Below are 21871 nucleotides of genomic sequence, written 5' to 3'. Positions count from 1 at the left end.
GCATTACCGACACTCCTGCGGACGAATTTCATGGCAATTTCTATCAAAACCCCTGATGACATCCAAAAAATGCGCGTGGCTGGCCGCCTGGCCGCCGAAGTGCTGGAAATCATCGAGCCCCATGTCAAACCCGGTGTCACCACCGGCGAGCTGGATCGCATCTGCCACCAGTACATTACCGAAAAACAGCAGGCGATCTCTGCCTGCCTTGGCTATCACGGCTTCCCGAAATCGGTGTGCATTTCCGTCAACGAAGTGGTGTGCCACGGCATCCCAAGCGATGACAAGGCGCTGAAAGACGGCGATATCGTCAACATCGACGTGACCGTCATCAAAGACGGCTGGCATGGCGATACCTCCAAAATGTTCCTGGTCGGCAAACCGACCATTCTGGGCGAGCGTCTGTGCCGTGTCACACAGGAAAGCCTGTATCTGGCGTTGAAGATGGTCAAGCCGGGCATCCGCCTGCGCACGCTGGGTAAAGCCATCCAGCAATTCGTCGAAGCGGAAAAATTCTCCGTAGTGCGTGAATATTGCGGACACGGTATCGGCGAAGTGTTCCATGAAGAACCGCAGGTGTTGCATTACGACGCCGACGACGGCGGCGTGGTGCTGCAGGCGGGCATGGCCTTCACCATTGAACCGATGGTCAACGCCGGTGATTACCGCATCCGCACCATGAAAGATGGCTGGACGGTAAAAACCAAGGATCGCAGCTTGTCGGCACAGTATGAGCATACTATTGTGGTCACTGATAACGGCTGCGAAATAATGACGTTGCGCAAGGATGACACCATCCCCAACATCATTACGCATGAGATGTAAGTGCGGCGTCAACGCACTGCGAATGCATGACAGGCCGGCTTACGCCGGCCTTTTTTATGGGCCATCATAATGTCAGACAATTTCCGTGAACAGGCCGCTCCGGTCACTTCTGCGCAGGCCGCACCAATGCAGCCTGACTACCCCAACGTCTACGGCGATGAGGAAATCAACTGCGGTGCGCTAAAACAGCGGCTGGAACAGTTCCAGCAGTGGCTGGCGGCGGCATTTGACGCCGGTTCAAGCGCCGAAAGCCTGGTGGCGGCACGCAGCGAGTTTATCGACCGCCTGCTGCGCCGCCTGTGGACTTTCTACGGTTTCGACGCGCTGACCGAAACCGCGCTGGTTGCGGTCGGCGGCTATGGCCGCGGTGAGCTGCATCCATTGTCGGACATTGATGTGCTGGTCCTGAGCCAGCAACGCCTCGACGACGGCCAGGCGGCACGCGTCGGCGAATTCATCACCCTGCTGTGGGATCTGAAGTTGGAAGTCGGCCACAGCGTGCGTACGCTGGAGGAGTGCCTGCTGGAAGGCCTGGCGGACCTGACCGTGGCCACCAACCTGATCGAATCGCGCATGATCTGCGGCGACGTTGCGCTGTTCCTGCAAATGCAGAAACACATTTTCAGCGACGGTTTCTGGCCGTCGCCGCAATTCTTCCATGCCAAAATTGCCGAACAGCAGGAACGCCACCAGCGCTATCACGGCACCAGCTACAATCTGGAACCCGACATCAAAAGCAGCCCCGGAGGCCTGCGCGACATTCATACCCTGCTGTGGGTCGCCCGCCGTCACTTTGGCGCCACCTCGCTTGACGAAATGGTTGGCTTCGGCTTTTTGACCCAGGCTGAACGCAACGAACTGAACGAATGCCAGAGCTTCCTGTGGCGCATTCGCTTCGCGCTGCACCTGATGCTGACGCGCTACGACAACCGGCTGTTGTTCGACCGCCAGCTCAGCGTGGCACAACTGCTGCGTTACGAAGGCGAAGGCAACGAGCCGGTTGAACGCATGATGAAAGATTTCTACCGCATGACGCGCCGCGTCGGCGAACTGAATCACATGCTGCTGCAACTGTTTGACGAAGCGATCCTGGCACTGGACGCCACGGAAAAGCCGCGCCCGCTGAACGAAGATTTCCAGTTGCGCGGCGCATTGATCGATCTGCGGGATGAAACGCTGTTTATCCGCCAGCCGGAAGCCATTATGCGGATGTTCTACCTGATGGTGCGTAACCGTGATATCAAGGGCATCTATTCCACTACCGTGCGCCAACTGCGCCATGCGCGCCGCCATCTTAAACAGCCGCTGTGTACCATTGCACCAGCGCGCGAGCTGTTTATGGCGATCCTGCGCCATCCGGGCGCGGTATCGCGTGCGTTGGTGCCAATGCACCGCCACAGCGTGCTGTGGGCCTACATGCCTCAGTGGGGCAAAATCGTCGGCCAGATGCAGTTCGATCTGTTCCATGCCTATACCGTGGATGAACACACCATCCGCGTGCTGCAAAAGCTGGAAAGCTTTGCCGACGAAGAGACCCGTCCGCGCCACCCGCTGTGTGTCGAACTGTATCCGCGGCTGCCGCATCCGGAACTGTTGCTGATCGCCGCGCTGTTCCACGACATCGCCAAAGGTCGCGGCGGCGATCATTCAATTCTCGGCGCACAGGACGTGATCGAGTTCGCCGAACTGCATGGCCTGAACTCGCGCGAAACCCAACTGATTTCCTGGCTGGTGCGCTGCCACCTATTAATGTCGGTTACCGCGCAGCGTCGCGATATCCAGGATCCGACCGTCATTCAGCAATTCAGCGCCGAAGTGCAAAGCGAAACGCGGCTACGCTATCTGGTGTGCCTGACGGTGGCCGATATCTGCGCCACCAATGAAACGCTGTGGAACAGCTGGAAGCAGAGTCTGTTGCGCGAACTGTATTTTGCCACCGAAAAACAGCTGCGGCGCGGTATGCAAAACAGCCCGGACCTGCGTGAACGCGTGCGCCACCACCGTTTGCAGGCGCTGGCTCTGCTGCGTATGGACAATATCGACGAGGAGGCGCTGCACCGTATCTGGAGCCGCTGCCGCGCCGATTATTTTCTGCGTCACTCACCAAACCAGCTGGCCTGGCACGCGCGCCACCTGTTGGCGCATGACTCCACCCGGCCGCTGGTGCTAGTTAGTCGGCAGGCGACGCGCGGCGGCACCGAAATCTTCATCTGGAGCCCGGACCGCCCTTATCTGTTTGCCGCCGTCGCCGGTGAAATGGATCGCCGCAATCTCAGCGTGCATGACGCCCAGATCTTCACCAATCGCGACGGTATGGCGATGGATACCTTTATCGTGCTGGAGCCGGACGGCAGCCCGCTGGCGCAGGATCGCCACGCGGCAATTCAGCAGGCGCTGCTGCAGGCCATTACCCAACGGGATTACCAGCCGCCACGAGTGCGCCGACCGTCATCAAAACTGCGGCATTTCAGCGTGCCAACCGAAACCAGCTTTCTGCCAACCCACACCGATCGGCGTAGCTATCTTGAATTGACCGCGCTGGATCAGCCCGGTCTGCTGGCTCGGGTCGGCGAAGTATTTGCAGATCTGGGGCTTTCGCTGCACGGCGCGCGTATTTCCACTATCGGCGAGCGGGTTGAAGACTTGTTTATCCTGGCCGACGGCGATCGACGCGCCTTGAATGCCGAGACGCGCAGAAAGTTGGAACAACGGTTGACAGAGGCACTCAATCCAAACGATAAAATGTGATACAAATATCCTTTTCGTAGATAACATCAGGACAGAGAACAGAATGCAGCAACTACAGAACGTTATTGAAAATGCCTTCGAACGCCGCGCTGACATCACGCCGGCAAACGTAGACAGCGTCACTCGCGAAGCGGTAAACCAGGTCATCGGCCTGTTGGACAGCGGCGCACTGCGCGTGGCCGAAAAGATCGACGGCCAGTGGGTCACGCATCAATGGCTGAAGAAAGCGGTGCTGCTCTCTTTCCGCATTAATGACAACATCGTGATGGACGGTGCCGAAACCCGCTACTACGACAAGGTGCCAATGAAGTTCGCCGGCTACGACGAAGCGCGCTTCCAGCAAGAAGGTTTCCGCGTGGTGCCGCCGGCCAGCGTACGCCAGGGCGCGTTTATCGCACGCAATACCGTATTGATGCCTTCCTATGTCAATATCGGCGCTTACGTTGACGAAGGTTCGATGGTTGACACCTGGGCCACCGTCGGCTCTTGCGCACAGATCGGCAAAAACGTTCACCTGTCCGGCGGCGTCGGCATCGGTGGCGTACTGGAACCGTTGCAGGCCAACCCGACCATCATTGAAGACAACTGCTTCATCGGTGCGCGCTCTGAAGTTGTAGAAGGCGTGATCGTCGAAGAAGGCTCGGTGATCTCCATGGGGGTTTACCTCGGCCAGAGCACCAAGATTTACGATCGTGAAACCGGCGAAGTGCACTACGGTCGCGTACCGGCCGGCTCGGTGGTGGTTTCCGGCAACCTGCCATCAAAAGACGGTTCCTACAGCCTGTACTGTGCGGTCATCGTGAAAAAAGTTGACGCCAAAACGCGCGGTAAAGTCGGTATTAATGAGTTATTACGCACTATCGACTAAGCTTGAACAGCGGGTGATTCACCCGCTATTTTTTTGCCTTGATGCCAGACGCAGTCATAATCGCAGTACCGTCTTTTCGCCATAATAAACCGTGATATAAACGCTATTAGAGGGGCGCCGTATGTACGATAACTTGAAAAGCTTGGGTATTAATCAACCGGAAGATGTCGATCGTTATAGCCTGCGACAGGAAGCCAATAACGACATTCTCAAGATTTATTTCCGCAAGGATAAAGGCGAATTCTTCGCCAAGAGCGTGAAATTCAAATATCCGCGTCAGCGCAAAACCGTGGTAGCGGACAACGCAGGGCAAGGTTACAAGGAAATCCATGAGATCAACCCGAACCTGCGCTATGTGATCGACGAACTGGACCAGCTGTGCCAGCGCGATCAGGTCGAAGTCGATCTGAAACGCAAAATCCTGGAAGATCTGCGTCATCTGGAAGGCGTGGTTTCGAACAAAATCGCCGAGATCGAATCCGATCTGGAGAAGCTGACCCGCGGTAAATAATACCCGGCGACAAAAGGGCGGATCATTTCGCCCTTTTCATTGATACTGCACGGCGCAACGCTTATTTCAGCAACGTGCCCCAGTTTTCTACCCAAGGGCAGGACACCACTTCCGGCTCCGGCTGTTCCATGGCGTCAATTTCCAGCATTTCGCCTATCCGGGTCGCGCCCTGCTCTTGCAACAGCGCATCAAACGCCCGGCCGGCACCGCAGAAGTTGTCATAACTGCTGTCACCGAGCGCGATCAGGCCATATTTCAGCTCTGGTTGAAAACCAACCTCATCGCGAATGGCGGCAAACAGCGGTGCGATGCTGTCCGGCAAATCGCCCTGTCCGGTAGTTGAGGTAATCACCAACGCATAATGCTGGCGATAAAACTGCCAGGCTTCGAGCGTGCCTTCTTCGAACAGCTTGACCTCGTGGCCCTGCTCGCGAAGGATAGTTTCCGCTTCTTCCGCCACCAGCAACGCATTGCCATACACCGTTCCAACGAAAATACCGACCTGAGCCATCGCTCCAACTCCCTTCCTGAACTGTAAAAATTACCGGCTATCCTGACCGCTCGCGGTTGGAAACTCAACCCCGGCAAGCTCGGGTAGCACCGATAGCCAGCCAAACTGTGACATTACCCGCTGCCAGGTTTCATCCCAGCGTGCGGAAATGCATAACGGCTGGCCGGTCACCGGATGCGTGAATTGCAAATGGCTGGCGTGCAGCATCAGACGCGAACTGCCAAAATGCTGTGCCATACCGCGATTTTGCCGCAGGTCGCCGTGCTTGCTGTCGCCGATAATCGGATGGCGCAGGTGCGTCATGTGACGCCGCAGCTGATGTTTTCGCCCGGTTTCCGGTTGCAGCTCTACCAGACTGTAGCGTGCGCTGTCATAACGGCCAATCGCCACCGGCATTTCAACCTGTGCCAGCGGACGATAATGCGTGACCGCCGGCTGCGGCTCCTTGTCCTGCTCGGCAAACTTGTCGGCAATCTTGTCCCTTTCCTGGGTCAGCGGATAATCCAGCCGCGCGCCTTGCGTAACAAAGCCACGCACCACCGCATGATAGGTTTTCTGCACCTGATGCTGCTCAAACTGCTGTGACAGCAGGTGCGCCACCTCGCTGGACAGCGCCATCAGCAACACGCCGGAGGTCGGGCGATCGAGACGGTGCACGGTGAACACATGCTGGCCAATTTGATCGCGCACGGTTTGCATCACGAATACCGTTTCGCGGCTGTCGAGCCAACTGCGGTGCACCAGCCAACCGGCCGGCTTGTTTACCGCTACCAGGTATTGATCCTGATAAAGAATTTCAAGCATTAGCCGGGCTCTTTATTCAGCGTATTGTCCAGACGCTGCAACAGCACCAGCAGTGGCAGACAGTTTGGCTGCTTGTCTTTCAGCGCTTCCTCGAAATATGGCGTAATGGCAAAGCGGGTCGGCAATGGCGCACCGGCGTCCAGTAACGCATACATCCGCGGCAACAGCACCCATTGCAGCCACTCTTCCGCCAACATGCTGTCGACGCAAAACGGCTCGCTGCTGCTGAACGCTTCAGGTGCAGGCGGCGACGCCTGCCACAACGCCAAATCCCGCATCGATTGTTCTATCGCCTGCAAATCGTGGCGAACCTGATTTTGTATACTCATCTGCATTCCCGATCTGTTTAAACCATGGTAATCAGCGCACTGGCTGAAAGGCGGCAGAGCATAGCATTTAACCTGTTATAGCCCAAATTCCAATATCGAGCGTCGCCAGAGACAATTTCATCTGGTGGCGTTCAGCGTCGCACGGCACAATAGATGCCCAAATAAACCCACAAGATGAAACACATGTCGCTTAACATCTCAACCAAACCTCACGCCACCCCGGGCAAGGCGATGCTGGCCTCGGTGACAGGCTACGCCATGGACGGCTTCGATCTGCTGATTCTGGGCTTTATGCTGCCGGCGATCACCAGCGAACTGGGGCTGAGCTCATCGGAAGCCGGTTCACTGGTGACCTGGACACTGATTGGTGCAGTGCTAGGCGGCGTGATCTTCGGTCATCTGAGCGACCGCTTCGGCCGGATCCGCGTTTTGACCATCACCATCCTGATGTTTTCATTGTTTACCAGCTTGTGCGCGCTAGCGGTCGGTTACTGGGATTTGCTGGCTTATCGAACGCTGGCTGGCATTGGCCTGGGCGGTGAGTTCGGCATCGGCATGGCGCTGATCGCCGAAGCCTGGCCGGCAGAAAAACGCAATCGCGCATCAGCATACGTCGGCATGGGCTGGCAGCTTGGCGTGCTGGCGGCTGCCTTTCTCACGCCGCTGCTGCTGACGCATATCGGCTGGCGCGGCATGTTCCTCGTCGGTTTGCTGCCAGCATTGGCGTCCTTCCTGATCCGCCGCACCATGGGTGAGCCAGAAGAGTTTGCCCGCAATAAAGGCCGTGAAGCACCACTGCCCTTTATCCAACGCGTCAGACTGCTATTCAAGGATCGCGCCACCAGCCGCGCCAGCATCGGTATTTTTATTCTTTGTTCGGTGCAAAACTTCGGTTATTACGGCCTGATGATATGGATGCCGACCTATCTGGCAAAAAACTTTGGCTTCTCGTTGACCAAATCCGGCATCTGGACCGCGGTAACGGTCATCGGTATGACTTTCGGTATCTGGCTGTTTGGCGTGCTGGCCGATCGCTTTGCACGCTGGAAGATCTTTGTGATTTATCAAATTGGCGCAGTCGTGATGGTAGTCTGTTATGCACAGCTCAGCGATCCGCTGCTGATGCTGTTCGCCGGTGCCGTAATGGGCTTATTTGTTAACGGTATGATCGGCGGCTATGGCGCATTGATTTCTGACACCTATCCAGTACAGGTGCGCGCCACGGCGCAGAACATTCTGTTCAACCTGGGGCGCGGCGTCGGAGGGCTTGGGCCTTTGGTGATTGGTGCGTTGGTGACGCAGGTTTCCTTCACTGCGGCTATCACGCTGCTGGCGGCCATCTATCTGTTGGATATCTATGCCACGCTGTGCCTGCTGCCGAAAAAGCAGAGCAATGGCGATACCCTGGGAGCGATTGGTTAATCAGTACGCCATGCCGGCCGGCGGCATGGCGCAAGGTGGGGCATGGCGGGCAAAAAATTGGGGGCACTGCGTTAACAGTGCCCCCGGTTCGTTTTATAGCTATCCCGCTACGCAGTGTGCTCCCTGCTCATCCTTGAAAACTTTTCCTTCGGCCATCCTGACCAGACAATCCTTGCCGTATTCCTTTAAACGTCAGCCTGACGAGGTTCCTTAGTCTTCCTGACCCACCGACCATCCCGTGCCGGTTCTCAATCTCCATCCTGGAGGTGTCCCTGGTTTCATGCCTGAAACATCCTGAGCATCATCCTGACGCCATCCCTGCCACTCTTCACTGAGTGCATCCGCTTCTTCATCCTGAAGTCTGCATCATCCTGACGCATCCTACTCCAACCATTTCCATCCGGTAGGTATAAGATCGCCTAATTCCCCGCGGATCACAAGGGCTTGTAAAACCATTGTGTCAAAAATTGCTCAAGAGTTATTTTAAGAGAAAGTTAACTATTTGATACATCTGGCAATAAATCAAATTTCACGTTAACGCGATATAAAATTAAAAGCGATCTCGCACAACTCGTGTGAGAGATCTCTCACACGGCATGGCACTATTTAACCTCAGTAGCTCAATGTTGGTCGCAACGCATCCAAAAAATTGCCCAGGCTGGCCGCCAGCAAGGTACGCTTATCGCTGCCAAACTGTTCAAGCACCACGTTGCCGCTGACGTTGCACAGCGATACCACGGTCATCTCGGAGTCGGTGGTGGCCAAAAACAGCGTCGGCGACAGCTTCAGCCGTTTTTGTGTAACCAAATGGCCGATCAGGTTTTCCTGCAGGCGAATAAAATCCTCGTCGCTCCATACCTGCAAAAGACAAAGATGATGCTCGCCGAACTGCGCGCTCATATCGCCGGCGAATTGCCGGGTATAAAAAGCATGAATGTCCGGTTGCAAACGCAACTCCATTGCCGCTTCGACCTTTTCCAGCGTCGCGTCAGCAGGCGTGAACGGCTGCGGCAGCCATAACACTTCGTCGTCACGGTTTTCAACGATGCATGGCGAAGCAACGCCATACAGTTCGCGGCTTGCCGGCGCATGGCCGCGCTCCTGCTGCCAAATCGCCACATAGCGCTGGGTAAATTCACGCAGGGCGTGCGTTACTTCATGATCCATATTTCCTCTCGCATACGCTAAACTGGCTGCCATTGTACCTCGCTAACTTTAAGGTGACAGCAGATGTCCTCTCATCAAGATCATCAGGCATTATCGGGCCTGACGCTCGGTAAGCCGACGGCCTATCACGACCACTATGACGCGGCGCTGCTGCAACCGGTGCCACGCAGCATGAACCGCGAACCGCTGGGCCTGTATCCAGACAACCTGCCGTTCCACGGCGCAGACATCTGGACACTGTACGAACTCTCCTGGCTGAACAACAACGGCTTGCCACAGGTTGCCGTGGGAGAAATCAGCCTCGATGCCACCAGTGTGAATCTGATCGAGTCCAAAAGCTTTAAGCTGTATCTCAATAGCTTCAACCAGACGCGGTTTGCCGACTGGGAAACGGTGCGCAATACGCTGCAACGCGATCTGGCCGCCTGCGCACAAGGCAGTATCGAAGTGGCACTCTACCCGCTAGACCAGCTCGAAGGCCAGCCTATCGCTGGTTTTCGCGGCGAATGTATCGATCGACAAGATATCACCATCGACAACTATCAGTTCAACGCGGATTATCTGCAAAATGCCGCCGGCACGCAGACGGTAGAAGAAACGCTGGTCAGCCATCTGTTGAAATCAAATTGCCTGATCACCAATCAACCGGATTGGGGTTCGGTGCAAATCTGCTACCACGGCCCGCAGATTGATCGCGAAGCGTTGCTGCGCTATCTAGTGTCGTTCCGCCATCATAACGAGTTTCATGAACAATGCGTTGAACGTATCTTCAATGACATCATGCGCTTCTGTCAGCCGCAGCGGCTATCGGTCTATGCGCGTTACACCCGCCGTGGTGGGCTGGACATCAACCCGTGGCGCAGCAATGGGCAATTTTCACCGTCACGTGGCCGTCTGGCACGCCAATAATGCGAAGCGCTGCTCAACAACTGAGCTAACGGTAGCGTTACGTTGGTAAAAATCAGGGGACAGCGGTAAGGTTAAACTAGGATCGGTGCAGTAAATGCGCCCCTTGGCGAGCAAATCGACAGCCTTACCGCCGTGCGCGAAAAACCCATTTACAATAATCGATGCCGTTCTGCTGCCGTATGGATTACTACCGCCCCATCCCGGGTGCAAAGGAGTTACCTTGATTACACATATCAGCCCGCTTGGCTCGATGGATTTGTTGTCGCAGTTGGAAGTCGACATGCTGAAGCGTACTGCCAGCAGCGACCTGTATCGTTTGTTCCGTAACTGTTCGCTGGCGGTGCTCAATTCCGGCAGCCAGACCGACAACAGCAAACAGCTGCTGTCACGCTATGAAACCTTTGACATCAACGTACTGCGTCGTGAGCGCGGGGTAAAACTGGAGCTGGTCAACCCGCCGGAGGAAGCCTTTGTCGACGGGCGTATCATTCGCTCGCTGCAAGCCAACCTGTTCGCCGTACTGCGCGATATCCTGTTTGTTCATGGCCAGCTGGTCAACGCCGGCCGCTTCCAGCATCTGAATCTGGAGAACTCCGCACACATCACCAATCTGGTGTTCTCCATTCTGCGCAACGCGCGCACGCTGCACCTCGACGAAGATCCAAACATGGTGGTGTGCTGGGGTGGCCACTCGATCAACCCAACCGAATACCTGTATGCGCGCAAGGTCGGCAGCGAGCTGGGCCTGCGCGAACTGAATATCTGTACCGGCTGCGGGCCTGGCGCCATGGAAGCGCCAATGAAGGGCGCGGCAGTCGGCCACGCCCAGCAACGCTACCGCAACAGCCGTTTCATCGGCATGACCGAACCGTCGATCATTGCCGCCGAGCCGCCTAACCCGCTGGTGAACGAACTGGTAATCATGCCAGATATCGAAAAACGCCTGGAAGCCTTTGTACGTATCGCGCACGGCATCATTATTTTCCCTGGTGGCGTCGGTACAGCAGAAGAGTTGCTGTATCTGCTGGGTATATTGATGAATCCGGAAAACAGCGACCAGGTGCTGCCGCTGATTCTCACCGGACCAAAAGAAAGTGCCGATTACTTCCGCGTGCTGGACGAGTTCATCATGAATACCCTCGGTGACGAAGCACGCCGCCACTACACCATTATCATTGACGATCCGGCCGAAGTGGCGCGCCAGATGAAGCTGGCGATGCCGCTGGTGAAGGAAAACCGCCGTAATACCGGTGACGCCTACAGCTTCAACTGGTCAATGCGCATCGCCCCCGATCTGCAACTGCCGTTTGAGCCAACCCATGAAAACATGGCCAATCTCAACCTGTCGCCGGAGCAGCCGCCAGAAGAACTGGCGGCCGCCCTGCGCCGTGCATTCTCCGGCATCGTCGCCGGCAACGTAAAAGAAAACGGCATTCACGCCATCGAGCAGTTTGGCCCTTACAAACTGCACGGCGATCGGCAGATGATGAAACAGATGGACAGCCTGCTACAAGGGTTTGTCGCGCAGCACCGCATGAAGCTGCCGGGCAGCGCCTACGTGCCCTGCTACGAAATCATTGCCTGATGCCCTTCCCCTGGGCGGCACCGAGCCGCCCTCTTTATTATTAGTGTAAATGCCATGCCCATATCTTTGCTTATTGTTGACGCGCTAAATCTGATCCGCCGCATCCATGCGGTGCAGGGCTCGCCATGCGTCGATGCCTGTCGCCACGCCCTGCGCCAGTTGATTCAGCACAGCAACCCGACCCACGCGGTGGCCGTGTTTGATGAAGACGATCGTAGTGACAGCTGGCGGCATCAGTTATTACCGGACTATAAGGCCGGGCGCTCGCCAATGCCGGAAAACCTGCAACAGGAAATGCCACAGCTGCGTCAGGCGTTCGAAGCCCTCGGCGTGGCTTGCTGGCATTCGGCGGGCAATGAGGCTGACGATCTGGCCGCTACGCTGGCGGTAAAGGTCGCGGCCGGCGGCCATCAGGTCACCATCGTTTCTACCGACAAAGGCTATTGCCAGTTGCTATCGCCCAAGGTGCAGATCCGTGATTACTTTCAAAAACGCTGGCTGGATATGCCGTTTGTGCAGCAGGAATTCGGCGTGCTGCCGCAGCAGTTGGCGGATTACTGGGGGTTGGCAGGTATCGGCAGCAGCAAAATACCGGGCGTTGCCGGCATCGGGCCTAAAACGGCGGTGCAATTGCTGCAACAGGCGGGGAGCCTGGATGGCGTGTACCAACAGCTGGCGGACATCCCGGAAAAATGGCGCAGCAAACTGGCACAGCATCGCGAGATGGCTTACGTTTGCAAGCAAATCGCCACCCTGCGCACCGATCTGCAGCTTGACGGCAATCTGCAACAGCTGCGACTGCCCGAACGCTAATCGCCATAACCGCCCTGGGGCAGCGATGGGTTTACCGCGACATGATGAGCCGGTTGGCGGTCAAGCGACAGCGCGGCTCCCGCCTGCCAGGGGATTAACGTTCGTCGCGACGACCAGGGATCGCTGACCACATGCGGCGTACATGCACCGTCACCTCTTCGCGATCGTGGTACAACTGCTTGGCATGCACTTCGGCACTGATATCCGCCGCCGCAAGCGCTTCACGGATGCTCTGCAAATTCTGCGAAACCTCTTCGTAACGCTTTTTCATCGGCAGTTTCAAATTGAAGATTGCTTCGCGGCACCAGCCCTTGACCAGCCACTGGATCATCAAACTGGTCACCTTGGCCGGCTTCTCCACCATGTCGCAGACCAGCCAGTACACCTTGCTGCTGGTGGGTTCGAAGCGGAAGCCGTCGGCACGGTGGTGGGTCACCTGACCGGTATCCATCAGGCTCGGCGCCATCGGGCCGTTATCCACCGCATGCACCATCATGCTGCGTTTCACCAACTGATAGGTCCAACCGCCAGGGCAGGCACCCAAATCGACCGCGTGCATGCCGCTGGCCAACCGCTCATCCCACTCGTCGGCGGGAATGAACACGTGAAAAGCCTCTTCCAGTTTCAGCGTAGAGCGGCTCGGCGCATCGGACGGGAACTTCAGCCGCGGAATGCCCATATAGAACGGCGAGTTGTTATTGCTGTAGGAATAGCCGACGTAGCAACAGCCCGGTGCAATAAAGAATACGTGCACCACCGGCCGCGTTGGGTTCTCACGTGCCATCAGCACCTTTTGCTCACGCATCGCAGCACGCAGCGGCACCGTCAATTTACGGCAGAACTTCATCAGCTCTTTACTTTCGTTGGTATCCGCCACCTCAACCCGCAGCTCGCCACCGCGATCGACCACCCCCATCAGCATGCCGACAATCGGTGAAACCCGATCTTCAGGCGGCAGATCGCGCAGCAGTTCGCCAACCACCACCAACTGACGGGCAAAAATCAGCTCGCGGAATGGAATTTCTTTTGCCAGACGGTCGGCGTCGTCCGGTTGATAACACTCAAACAGCACATAGCCGCTGTTTTCCTTCACCCGCGCAAAGCCGAAAATCTCCAGCTGCGCGGCTTTGTCGGTAATTTCCGCCGCACACTCTTTTTCAAAGCCGGGACGGCAGTACAACGCAATCTTATTCATGGCGCTCGGCCCTTTTCCCCAGACGCAACGCGCCAATCAACATCAATGCCCAACCGATCAGGAAGCACACGCCGCCAACCGGCGTGATATACACCCAGACCTTCAGGTGCGACAGCGCCAGACAGTACAGGCTGCCACTGAACAACACGGTGCCGAGCGCCAACAGCGCCCCGCTCCAGTAAAACCACAGGCTGACGCGGCGCTGCATCGCCACCGCCAACGCCAGGATCGCCAACGTATGGAACCCCTGATATTCAAGACCGGTACGGATCCATGCCATTTCATTGGCACCGAGGGTACCGGTCAGTACGTGCGCGCCAAACGCCCCCAGGGCGACAAACACAAAGCCGCTGATGGCGGCGAAAATCAGCATTGAACGACTTGTCATCGTTATTTACCTTTATTAAAGAAATCAACCGCCGTCAGGCCGCGGCCGATTTATTGTTCATAGCGAAAGCGGAACTTTTCCTGTTCGCTGGCTGCTCGCGCCAGTATCCATTGGCGAAAGGCGGCTATTTTACCCAGTTCTGCCTGGCTGTCATGACATACCAGATAAAAAGCGTTTTTGCTGACCAGCACATCATTAAACGGACAGACCAGGCGGCCGGCTTCAATCTCGCTTTGCGCCATCACGTTATTCACCAGCGCAACGCCTTGCCCGTGCACCGCTGCCTGCACCACCATTGCGCTGTGGCTAAAAATCGGCCCCTGCTGCACATTGATGTGCTGTAGGCCCAACTGACGGGTATAAGCCAGCCAATCGCGGCGTGAAGTATCATGCAGGAGCGTATGATAAGCCAGATCGTCCGGTGATTTTAGTGCATGTTCGCCGGTCAACAGACTGGGTGAGCACACCGGCAGTAAATATTCGGCATATAAACGCTCGGCGCGCAGGCCTGGCCAGTTACCACGCCCATAGAAAATGGCCACATCCACATCGTCAGCCAGCTTGTCCTCTTCACGGTCCACCGCCTGAATACGCACGTCGATGCCCGGATAAGCTGAGTTAAAGCCGGACAGGCGCGGTACCAGCCATTGAATGGCAAAACTGGGCGGCAAACTGACGGTCAGCGCCCCTTTGGCACTACGCGCCTGCAGCTTGCGCGTCGCCTCGTTGATCGAAGAGAAAATCTCCTTGATATCCAGATAGTAACTTTGCCCTTCTTCGGTCAGCAACAGCGAACGGTTGCGGCGCCGGAACAGTTTCAAGCCAAGGAAATCCTCCAGCGACTTGATCTGGTGGCTTACCGCGGCCTGGGTCACGAACAGCTCTTCAGCCGCTTTGGTGAAACTCAAGTGTCGTGCTGCCGCGTCGAACACCCGCAGCGCATTAAGAGGAGGTAAACGTTTAGACATGAATTAGCTACTTTTGTGTAACAACTTCCGAGTGACTCAGCCAGAAAAACAAGCTGCGTTAAATGACAGGTTTCAGGCTCGTTTCCATGAACCAATGCCATTAGTTTTTTTAATCCGAGGCATTATAATTTGTCCGTTGAGCATGCGCCAGCAAATACCTATAGTGGCGGCACTTCCCGGGCCGGAACGAAAAGGAATTGGGTGTCGAGGACGCCGATGAACTTTTGGCTTGTGGTTGTGATGTTGTGTTTGCAAATTGTCCGGCAATCCGGACGTGGTAGCTAAGCTACTGTTTTTTCACTTCCTGTACATTTACCCTGTCTGTCCATAGTGATTTTATGCAGCACCGCAAACGTTGCGGTGCTTTTTTTTATCTGGCGTTTACCGATCGCTTTCTGCCAGTTCCTTCACTTCTGCACGGTTAATCTGCTGTTCTACGCCGTTGGCATCTTTGTAACTGATCATCCCGGTGTCATCATCAACCTGCGGTTTTCCATCAGCAACAATGGTTCGTCCATCATTGGTATGCATCACATAATTACTGGAACAGGCTGCCAGCGTGAATGTAAGCATCAGGGCAGAGATTACTGCGGCTGTTTTCTTCATTGTGGACTCCTTGTAGATAAAAATGCTGAAAAAAACCTTTTAAATTAGTAAATGAAAGGTTTCGTATGCCACTAAACAGCATAACAAACTCACCGAAGAATGCCAGGCAGGCGTGGCAATTGATCGGCATAACTTGTTACTTTCGGAAAAATAGGACAGGATCGTCGCTTGTCCCAGCCAGTGATAGCTTGTATGACGTCGTTTAACCCTTCACTTTTCCGCAGCCAGTTTCCTGCCCTTGCGCAGGCCGGCATTTATCTGGACAGCGCAGCTACCGCGTTGAAGCCGCTGCCGGTTATTGCCGCGACCCAGCAATTTTATGGCAATGACGCCGCCACCGTGCACCGCAGCCAGCATCGGGCAGCGCAGGATCTGACCGCCCGCTTCGAGCAGGCGCGCCAGCAGGTGGCAGGGCTTGTCAACGCGCCGAGCGCGGATGACATCGTCTGGACGCGCGGCACGACCGAAGCGATCAATCTGGTTGCGCAAAGCTACGCCCGCCCGCGTTTGCAGCCCGGTGACAACATCATCGTCAGCGAAGCCGAGCACCACGCCAACCTGATCCCCTGGCTGATGGTGGCACAGCAGACCGGTGCACAGGTGGTGAAGTTGCCGTTGGGCGCCGACTATTTGCCTGACCTGGGCAAGCTCCCGCAATTGCTGAACGAAAACACCCGTCTGCTGGCACTGGGGCAAATGTCCAACGTTACCGGTGGCTGCCCGGATTTGTCGCTGGCCATTCGGCTGGCGCACGCGGCCGGGGCTAAGGTGATGATCGACGGTGCCCAGGGTATCGTGCATTGCCCGGCTGACGTTCAGGCGCTGGATATCGATTTTTATGCCTTCTCTGGCCATAAACTGTATGGCCCGACCGGCATCGGCGTGCTATACGGTAAAAGTGATCTATTGACGGAAATGGCGCCATGGCAAGGCGGCGGTAAAATGCTGACCGACGTGTCGTTCGACGGTTTTACACCACAGAAGCCCCCTTATCGCTTTGAAGCCGGTACGCCGAATATTGCCGGCGTGCTGGGGTTGTCCGCCGCGCTGAGCTGGCTGGAAAGCCAAAACAGGGATCTGGCCGAACTCTACAGCCGAGAACTGGCGGCCAGCGCCGAACGGCGCCTGGCGCAACTGCCGGGATTTCGCAGTTTCCGCTGTTCGGATGCCAGCCTACTGGCATTTGACATCGCCAATCTGCATCACAGCGACATCGTCACCCTGCTGGCGGAACAGGGTATCGCGCTGCGCGCCGGTCAGCATTGTGCGCAGCCATTGATGGCGGCGCTTGGCGTCAGTGGCACCCTGCGCGCTTCATTTGCGCCGTACAATACGCCGCAGGACGTCGACGCGCTGGTCAACGCGCTGTCCAACGCCATCGAGCTACTGGCGGATTAATCGCTTATGACATACGGAGACACCATGCTTGCCCCCCATCCCTTTGGCCGTGACATCAACGCGCAGATGCTGATCGACACCTTTACCACGTTCAAGCAGTGGGAAGATCGCTATCGCCAGTTGGTAATGCTGGCAAAACAGCTCCCGCCGCTACCGCAGGCATTACGCGGTGCTGAACAGGAATTGAGCGGCTGTGAGAACCGGGTGTGGCTTGGCCATCAGCTGTTGGCAGACGGCACGCTGCACTTTTATGGCGACAGCGAAGGTCGTATCGTGCGCGGCCTGCTGGCGGTATTACTGACGGCAGTAGAAGGCAAAACGCCCGCACAGATCCTGGCGAGCGATCCCCTGGCATTGTTCGAACAGCTCGGGCTGCGCACCCAGCTCAGCGCAACCCGCGCCAGCGGCCTGGCAGCGCTGGCCGCCGGTGTCAAAGAGATTGCCGCGCGTTATGCCTGACGCGCAGCCTTGGCCAGCATTTTCTTCAGGGCGTGAGATACCGCCACAAAACCAAAGCTGGCGGTGACCATGGTCGCCGCACCGAAACCGGCGCTGCAATCCATGCGCTTGGGTCCCTCTGCGGTACTGCGCGAGGCGCACACCGTACCGTCCGGCTGCGGATAAACCAGCGGTTCACTGGAAAATACGCAGTCGATCCCCAGCTTGCCCTTACTGTTCTTCACCACCTTGAAGTCGTTCTTCAGGCGTTCGCGCAGCTTGGCCGCCAGCGGATCCTGAATGGTCTTCGCCAGATCGGCCACCGCAATCCGTGTCGGATCGATCTGCCCCCCCGCGCCGCCGGTGGTTACCACCGGGATCTTGTAGCGCCGGCAATAGGCCAGCAACGCCGCTTTGGGTCGCACGCTGTCGATAGCGTCAATAACATAGCTAAAGTTGTTCGCCAGCAGCTCGGCCACGTTATCCGGAGTAATAAAGTCATCAATGCAGGTCACCCGGCATTCTGGGTTGATCGCCAGAATGCGTTCCGCCATCACCTCGGTTTTTGACTGGCCGACGTGCTGTTTCAGCGCATGGATCTGGCGGTTGGTATTGGTTACGCACACATCGTCCATATCGATCAGGGTAATGGCGCCAATCCCGGTGCGCGCCAGCGCTTCCGCCGCCCACGATCCCACACCGCCGATGCCAATCACGCAGACGTGCGCCTGGGCAAACAACACCAGCGCCTGCTGGCCATACAAACGCGCCGTACCGCCAAAACGTTGCAGATAGGCTTCTGAATAAGGTGTGGTGCTCATAACGCTTTATTTACCTTGGGCCGCTCGCCGGACTAACGGCGCAGGCTGTTGAGTGTGCAAATGACAAGGGCCGGAAAATCCGGCCCTTGCGGGTCTGGAACGCGCTGCGCCGCGCTTTAACGGGTTACCAGCAGCGAGCCGCTCTGATTGGCTTTTGGCTGATAGGCGCTGAACAACGGCGCGCTGTTATTGCCGCCCTTCAACACCCAAACGCGACCATAGTGGTTGTAGTAGCCCGCCGAATGGCCGGCTTCCGGGCCGATCCCCTGGTACATGTCAAAGTGCTGGCCTTTGATGGCTCCGCCAACGTCCAATGCCACCATCAGGCGCATCTCGTATTTTCCCGTGAATTTACCCTTGTTGTCCAGTAAAGGCACCTCCGCCAACAGCGTAGTGCCGGCAGGGATTAACGAGCGGTCGGAGGCCACCGAGGCTTTTGCGATCAGCGGCACCGCGCTGGCGCCCTTCACTGGCGCGAAGGATTCAGGACGGAAGAACACGAACGACGGGTTCTGTTCCAGCAGCTCGCGCACTTGTGCCTCGCTATGGCTGTCAGCCCATTGGCGGATCGCCTGCATCGACATGTCCGCCTTGGCTACTTCGCCACGATCGATCAGCACCTTGCCGATACTGCGGTAAGCATGGCCGTTCTTGCCGCCATAGCCAAAGAACACCAGGGGCTGGCCATTGCCGAAGTCGACATAGCCGCTGCCCTGCACTTCCATCATAAAATTGTCCATCAGAGAGTTGGTATAGGCAATGATGTAGCGGTCATCAAGCGCGCCGCTGTAGATACCGGCGCGATCCGGCAGGCGGCCGCGGCCTTTTGGCGGCATGCGATACAGCGGGTAGCGGAACTCGCCCTGTTGGGTGTAGCGCGCCTGCAACACCGGGGTATAGTAGCCGGTAAACTGGACGTTACCGTAGTTGTCTACCCCTTCCATCTGGTAGGCATTCAGACCGAACTGGCTCAGTTGGCGCGTATCGGCACCGGAGGCCATCCAGCTCTGCACCGCCTGATAGGTACTGTTGTTGCGATTGAATAATGACGGCGACGCGTACTGAATTTCCATCAATTGATCTGAATAATCTTTGGCGTTGACCGGTACGCCGCGGGCATTGGGCTGATTAACCAACTCCAGCGATTGCTCCAGCCGCCCATCCTTATATTGCTGACCGCGATCGGTCGGCTTTGACGAACAGCCTGCCAGCACCGCTACTACCGTCACCACTAACCCGCCCAGCAGGTATTTGCCCCAACGTCCTTTCATCGCGCACTCTCTTAGACAGATATAATTTGTCCCAACATATCTCGAAAGATGAGGGATATGACGGCAAAACGATAACAAACGGCCATGGATAAAGGAATCGCCTGCCAACAAAAAAGTCGCCGCAGCCAGGTTGCTAAAAAATCGGCAGATTGGGGGTAAAACCAGCAATAAAATGGCTTTCATTCAATTATCTGCAAAAAGGGGTTGCATCATAAATCATGGAGAGTATAGTGCGCTTCCATCGGACGCGGGGTGGAGCAGCCTGGTAGCTCGTCGGGCTCATAACCCGAAGGTCGTCGGTTCAAATCCGGCCCCCGCAACCAACCGATACCGTACCAGCGGTATCAGATAACAGGGTTGGCTTCGATAAGGCAGTAGACGGACGCGGGGTGGAGCAGCCTGGTAGCTCGTCGGGCTCATAACCCGAAGGTCGTCGGTTCAAATCCGGCCCCCGCAACCAACTGATATCGTATAGCGGTATCCAAGCCAGACAGTAATGCATCAAGACGGACGCGGGGTGGAGCAGCCTGGTAGCTCGTCGGGCTCATAACCCGAAGGTCGTCGGTTCAAATCCGGCCCCCGCAACCAACTGATATCGTATAGCGGTATCCAAGCCAGACAGTAATGCATCAAGACGGACGCGGGGTGGAGCAGCCTGGTAGCTCGTCGGGCTCATAACCCGAAGGTCGTCGGTTCAAATCCGGCCCCCGCAACCAATTTGATGACCATAATCAAGCACCTTAACGGGTGTTTTTTTATGCCTGAAATTCCCGCCCCGGGCGTTAATCACGCCGAGCCACGCAGCCCGGCGCGCGCGCTTAACGCCTGGCCAGCGCACCACCGTTGGCAAAATAAGCCTTGATGCCGGCCAGAATCGACTCGGCCACCTGCTGTTGAAAACGGCTGGTTCGCAACTTGCGCTCTTCTTCAATATTGCTGATAAAAGCCGTCTCGACCAGGATCGACGGGATGTCCGGCGCCTTTAATACCGCAAAACCGGCCTGATCGACACGGTTCTTGTGCAACCGGTTGATTTTCCCCATGCGGTTCAACACTTCTTTGCCAAACTTCAGGCTGTCGTTAATGGTCGCGGTTTGCAGCAGATCGAACATGGTATGGTCGAGATAACGGTCACCGCTTTTGCTGACGCCGCCAATTTGATCCGATTCGTTCTGCGTCTGCGCCAGAAACTTCGCCGCGGCGCTGGTCGCCCCCTTGGTCGACAGCGCAAACACCGAGGAGCCGCGTGCGGCCCGGCTGGTAAACGCATCGGCATGAATGGAAACGAACAGATCGGCGCGTTGCTTGCGTGCTTTGGCCACCCGCACCTTGAGCGGAATAAACACGTCTTCGTTACGCGTCATAAACACTTTCATGTTCGGTTCACGCTTGATCATGGTGCTTAAACGGCGGGCAATTTGCAGCACGATGTCTTTCTCGCGCGTTTTGTATTTGCCGATAGCCCCGGGATCCTCACCGCCATGCCCCGGATCGAGCATAATGACAATCGGCCGATCGCGTCCGGCCTTGCCGGCCTGCGGAGCCTGGGTCGGTGCCGGCAACGTCCGCTCCAAATCCCCTTTATTGTAATCTTCCAGCAATGCCAATAGCGGATCATACTCTTCGCCGGACGACGATTTGGACGGGTACAAGTCCAGCACCAGTCGGTTACGGTATTCCGCCACCGGCGACAGGGTAAACATGTGCGGGCTGACGCTTTGCTTTAATTCCAACACCAGCCGCACGGTATTCTTGTCAAACTGGCCGACGCGCGCCTGTTTCAGATAAGGGTCGGCAGTCTGTACCTGGCCGGCGATGCCCTTGAGGATGCTGTTGAGGTGCACACCTTCGATATCCACCACGATACGATCGGGGTTGGTCAGAGCAAACTGCTTGTACTTGAGTTCCTCGTTGGATTCGAGCGTCACGCGGGTGTAGGTAGAGGAAGGCCAGACGCGCACCGCAATCACGTGCGACGAAGCGGCAAAACCGACGCGACTCACGCTCAGCAACCAGGTTGCGGCAACCCCCTGCAACAGACGACGGCGACCCAGATTGTGATTAGCGTTTGGCATGCGACTCCAGCAAAAAAATCAGCTTAAAAAAACACCATAAAGTGAGAATGGCAAAAACTTTAACGAATCCGTCCAGCGCTGTCACCAGAAAATCCTTTTATGTTTTGTCAATTTATTAACGATTTAGCGGTGTTAGCGCCAAAAAGCCAACAAATCCCCACTTGCCATTAGCGCAAAAAAGGAATAAAAATACAAAAATACCGTATAAATATGCAAAAG

21 protein-coding genes and 4 tRNA genes are annotated in these 21871 nt (G+C 56.4%); 14 read left to right on the top strand and 11 right to left on the bottom strand.

Annotated elements, in window-relative coordinates; all coding sequences use genetic code 11:
* Window positions 1-30 precede the first annotated feature (30 nt).
* From map to NYE85_RS09275, 4 genes are all read left to right on the top strand, one after another.
* Window positions 31-825: a type I methionyl aminopeptidase gene (gene map, locus NYE85_RS09290; protein ID WP_259004447.1), complete on the top strand. Its 795-nt coding sequence runs from the start codon at window positions 31-33 to the stop codon at window positions 823-825.
* 69 nt (window positions 826-894) lie between these two features.
* Window positions 895-3573 (top strand): bifunctional uridylyltransferase/uridylyl-removing protein GlnD, encoded by a 2679-nt coding sequence (glnD, locus tag NYE85_RS09285; RefSeq protein ID WP_259004446.1) that lies wholly within the window; start codon window positions 895-897, stop codon window positions 3571-3573.
* A gap of 43 nt (window positions 3574-3616) precedes the next feature.
* Entirely contained in the window at window positions 3617-4441 is an 825-nt protein-coding gene (gene dapD, locus NYE85_RS09280; protein WP_259004445.1) for a 2,3,4,5-tetrahydropyridine-2,6-dicarboxylate N-succinyltransferase, read from the top strand.
* 121 nt (window positions 4442-4562) lie between these two features.
* Entirely contained in the window at window positions 4563-4952 is a 390-nt protein-coding gene (locus tag NYE85_RS09275) for a DUF3461 family protein (protein WP_004959202.1), read from the top strand.
* A gap of 61 nt (window positions 4953-5013) precedes the next feature.
* Here the strand turns inward: NYE85_RS09275 and NYE85_RS09270 are convergent, their stop codons facing one another.
* The 3 genes from NYE85_RS09270 to NYE85_RS09260 are packed head-to-tail and all read right to left on the bottom strand — an operon-like array spanning window position 5014 to window position 6596.
* Window positions 5014-5463 carry a flavodoxin gene (locus NYE85_RS09270; RefSeq protein WP_259004444.1) on the bottom strand — a complete coding sequence of 150 codons (450 nt, stop codon included), beginning with the start codon at window positions 5461-5463 and terminating at the stop codon, window positions 5014-5016.
* Between the two features lie 30 nt (window positions 5464-5493).
* Window positions 5494-6267: a tRNA pseudouridine(65) synthase TruC gene (gene truC, locus NYE85_RS09265; RefSeq protein WP_259004443.1), complete on the bottom strand. Its 774-nt coding sequence runs from the start codon at window positions 6265-6267 to the stop codon at window positions 5494-5496.
* Window positions 6267-6596 carry a YqcC family protein gene (locus NYE85_RS09260; RefSeq protein WP_259004442.1) on the bottom strand — a complete coding sequence of 110 codons (330 nt, stop codon included), beginning with the start codon at window positions 6594-6596 and terminating at the stop codon, window positions 6267-6269. Before NYE85_RS09260 ends, truC begins: the two co-directional genes overlap by 1 nt.
* Before the next feature lie 183 nt (window positions 6597-6779).
* Here NYE85_RS09260 and NYE85_RS09255 point away from each other — a divergent pair, with 183 nt between their 5' ends.
* On the top strand, window positions 6780-8018 hold the full coding sequence (locus NYE85_RS09255) for an MFS transporter (protein ID WP_259004441.1): 1239 nt from the start codon (window positions 6780-6782) through the stop codon (window positions 8016-8018).
* 612 nt (window positions 8019-8630) lie between these two features.
* On the opposite strand, the gene syd is transcribed toward NYE85_RS09255, so the two are convergent.
* A complete protein-coding gene (syd, locus tag NYE85_RS09250; RefSeq protein ID WP_259004440.1) occupies window positions 8631-9185 on the bottom strand; it encodes a SecY-interacting protein in 555 nt (184 codons plus the stop codon).
* Window positions 9186-9248: 63 nt separating this feature from the next.
* On the opposite strand from syd, the gene queF reads away from it, so the two are divergent.
* The 3 genes from queF to xni all read left to right on the top strand — a co-directional run bounded on the left by queF (window position 9249) and on the right by xni (window position 12492).
* A complete protein-coding gene (gene queF, locus NYE85_RS09245; protein WP_259004439.1) occupies window positions 9249-10094 on the top strand; it encodes an NADPH-dependent 7-cyano-7-deazaguanine reductase QueF in 846 nt (281 codons plus the stop codon).
* A gap of 220 nt (window positions 10095-10314) precedes the next feature.
* Window positions 10315-11679, top strand: a complete 1365-nt coding sequence (gene ppnN, locus NYE85_RS09240; protein WP_039991805.1) for a nucleotide 5'-monophosphate nucleosidase PpnN — start codon at window positions 10315-10317, stop codon at window positions 11677-11679.
* Window positions 11680-11733: 54 nt separating this feature from the next.
* Window positions 11734-12492 carry a flap endonuclease Xni gene (gene xni / locus NYE85_RS09235; protein WP_259004438.1) on the top strand — a complete coding sequence of 253 codons (759 nt, stop codon included), beginning with the start codon at window positions 11734-11736 and terminating at the stop codon, window positions 12490-12492.
* Between the two features lie 94 nt (window positions 12493-12586).
* On the opposite strand, the gene rlmM is transcribed toward xni, so the two are convergent.
* From rlmM to NYE85_RS09215, 4 genes are all read right to left on the bottom strand, one after another.
* Complete coding sequence (gene rlmM, locus NYE85_RS09230; RefSeq protein WP_004959184.1) at window positions 12587-13687, bottom strand: 23S rRNA (cytidine(2498)-2'-O)-methyltransferase RlmM; 1101 nt, start codon at window positions 13685-13687, stop codon at window positions 12587-12589.
* Window positions 13680-14075, bottom strand: coding sequence for a DUF423 domain-containing protein (locus NYE85_RS09225; protein ID WP_259004437.1), 396 nt, complete (start codon window positions 14073-14075; stop codon window positions 13680-13682). The genes rlmM and NYE85_RS09225 overlap by 8 nt, the downstream gene beginning before the upstream one ends.
* A gap of 50 nt (window positions 14076-14125) precedes the next feature.
* Window positions 14126-15043: a transcriptional regulator GcvA gene (locus NYE85_RS09220; protein WP_259004436.1), complete on the bottom strand. Its 918-nt coding sequence runs from the start codon at window positions 15041-15043 to the stop codon at window positions 14126-14128.
* 381 nt (window positions 15044-15424) lie between these two features.
* Window positions 15425-15649: a YgdI/YgdR family lipoprotein gene (locus NYE85_RS09215; protein WP_004959181.1), complete on the bottom strand. Its 225-nt coding sequence runs from the start codon at window positions 15647-15649 to the stop codon at window positions 15425-15427.
* A gap of 192 nt (window positions 15650-15841) precedes the next feature.
* Here NYE85_RS09215 and csdA point away from each other — a divergent pair, with 192 nt between their 5' ends.
* Window positions 15842-17047: a cysteine desulfurase CsdA gene (csdA, locus tag NYE85_RS09210; protein ID WP_259004435.1), complete on the top strand. Its 1206-nt coding sequence runs from the start codon at window positions 15842-15844 to the stop codon at window positions 17045-17047.
* A gap of 24 nt (window positions 17048-17071) precedes the next feature.
* Window positions 17072-17506, top strand: a complete 435-nt coding sequence (csdE, locus tag NYE85_RS09205; protein WP_259004434.1) for a cysteine desulfurase sulfur acceptor subunit CsdE — start codon at window positions 17072-17074, stop codon at window positions 17504-17506.
* Here csdE and tcdA read toward each other — a convergent pair.
* The gene (gene tcdA, locus NYE85_RS09200; protein WP_259004433.1) at window positions 17497-18306 is read right to left on the bottom strand and encodes a tRNA cyclic N6-threonylcarbamoyladenosine(37) synthase TcdA; all 810 of its coding nucleotides are present in this window, start codon (window positions 18304-18306) and stop codon (window positions 17497-17499) included. The two genes, csdE and tcdA, sit on opposite strands and share 10 nt — an antisense overlap.
* Before the next feature lie 116 nt (window positions 18307-18422).
* Window positions 18423-19577, bottom strand: a complete 1155-nt coding sequence (gene mltA, locus NYE85_RS09195) for a murein transglycosylase A (protein WP_259004432.1) — start codon at window positions 19575-19577, stop codon at window positions 18423-18425.
* A 246-nt stretch (window positions 19578-19823) separates the two neighbouring features.
* On the opposite strand from mltA, the gene NYE85_RS09190 reads away from it, so the two are divergent.
* The 4 genes from NYE85_RS09190 to NYE85_RS09175 all read left to right on the top strand — a co-directional run bounded on the left by NYE85_RS09190 (window position 19824) and on the right by NYE85_RS09175 (window position 20293).
* A tRNA-Met gene (locus tag NYE85_RS09190) sits at window positions 19824-19900 on the top strand.
* A 60-nt stretch (window positions 19901-19960) separates the two neighbouring features.
* A tRNA-Met gene (locus NYE85_RS09185) sits at window positions 19961-20037 on the top strand.
* Window positions 20038-20088: 51 nt separating this feature from the next.
* Window positions 20089-20165: transfer RNA gene (locus NYE85_RS09180), tRNA-Met, on the top strand.
* A 51-nt stretch (window positions 20166-20216) separates the two neighbouring features.
* Window positions 20217-20293 (top strand) — tRNA-Met (locus NYE85_RS09175).
* A 102-nt stretch (window positions 20294-20395) separates the two neighbouring features.
* Here NYE85_RS09175 and amiC read toward each other — a convergent pair.
* The gene (gene amiC, locus NYE85_RS09170; protein WP_259004431.1) at window positions 20396-21652 is read right to left on the bottom strand and encodes an N-acetylmuramoyl-L-alanine amidase AmiC; all 1257 of its coding nucleotides are present in this window, start codon (window positions 21650-21652) and stop codon (window positions 20396-20398) included.
* Window positions 21653-21871: the final 219 nt, after the last annotated feature.

The organism is Serratia sp. AKBS12 (assembly GCF_024793895.1).
In the GTDB taxonomy this organism is placed as follows: domain Bacteria; phylum Pseudomonadota; class Gammaproteobacteria; order Enterobacterales; family Enterobacteriaceae; genus Serratia_F.
This window is presented reverse-complemented; position numbering and strand designations above follow the sequence as displayed.